1 pseudogene is annotated in these 941 nt (G+C 54.7%); it reads left to right on the top strand.

What is annotated here, in order from left to right:
• Window positions 1–386: 386 nt before the first annotated feature.
• A pseudogene (locus AUR66_RS15820) lies at window positions 387–941 on the top strand (hypothetical protein); the annotation flags it as partial.

The following is a 941-nucleotide window of genomic DNA, read 5'->3' as shown; positions in this document are numbered from 1 at the left end:
GCGAGTCTGGGTGCCTCGGGGTCGTCGACTCACTCTTCAAATAGAGGAGACGCAGTACGACAACGTCGTGACGTGACAGAAGTAACAAGCCCCCGCGAACTTTCGAGTGATCAGAAGTACGTGGCTGGATATTTCAACAGCCACGGTGAATTCACAGATGCAGGACGTGGTGCGACTGTCTCACGAGACTGGGCCTTGAATAGAGGCTATGAACGAATTGGACAAGCCTTCTCGAACGAGACACTTGTACTCCGAGGTACGGATGACGAGCAGTTCTACGACGTGAGAGAAGCAGTCGCCAGTCAACGCTACGGTGGCCCATACTCGCTCGCTCAACAGACTGCTGAGAGTCGAGATACGGTCTTCAACACGCGGGGGCAGAACGAATGAGCCACCGCGACACGCCTCGACGAATCCTCGACGAGTTCGGGACGAGTGACGAGATCTTCGGCATCGAAATCGACTACAGTCTCAACGACCTGAAGCTATTCCTCCCGGCTGGGGTTGTCTGTGGATTCATTCTGCTTGCAACTCCCCAATGGCTGAACATCGGCGGTCTCCTCGCGGTGATTGGAATCCTGCTGTTGACCGCTGGGCTCATTTTCGTGACGCCGTCTCACAAGTCGCCACAGCAGTGGTTGGCGGATATGATTATGTTTTCACGAGCAGAGCACACTAAAACCGCAGTCGCTGAAACACCCGCCAAACAGACCGACTCACTTACGCAAGTCAAGCGCTTTTTGCCAGTCTCGAATCTGGTTGAGCGCACTGATGGTCATCTCGTCGCCGCACTTCGCGTGAGTCCAGCCAATCTCTCACTCGCTACTGATAGAGAGTGGGAGGCGATGGCCAACTCCTTTGGAAGTGTGCTGAACGCACTGGACTTTGATTTCCAGATTCACTCGACTGCCCGGCCAGTTGAACCTGATCGAATCACCGCT

Origin of the sequence: Haloferax profundi, from assembly GCF_001469865.1 — an archaeon.
Taxonomy (GTDB): domain Archaea; phylum Halobacteriota; class Halobacteria; order Halobacteriales; family Haloferacaceae; genus Haloferax; species Haloferax profundi.
Note: the sequence above shows the minus strand (reverse complement) of the source record. Positions and strands in the feature narration are given on the sequence as shown.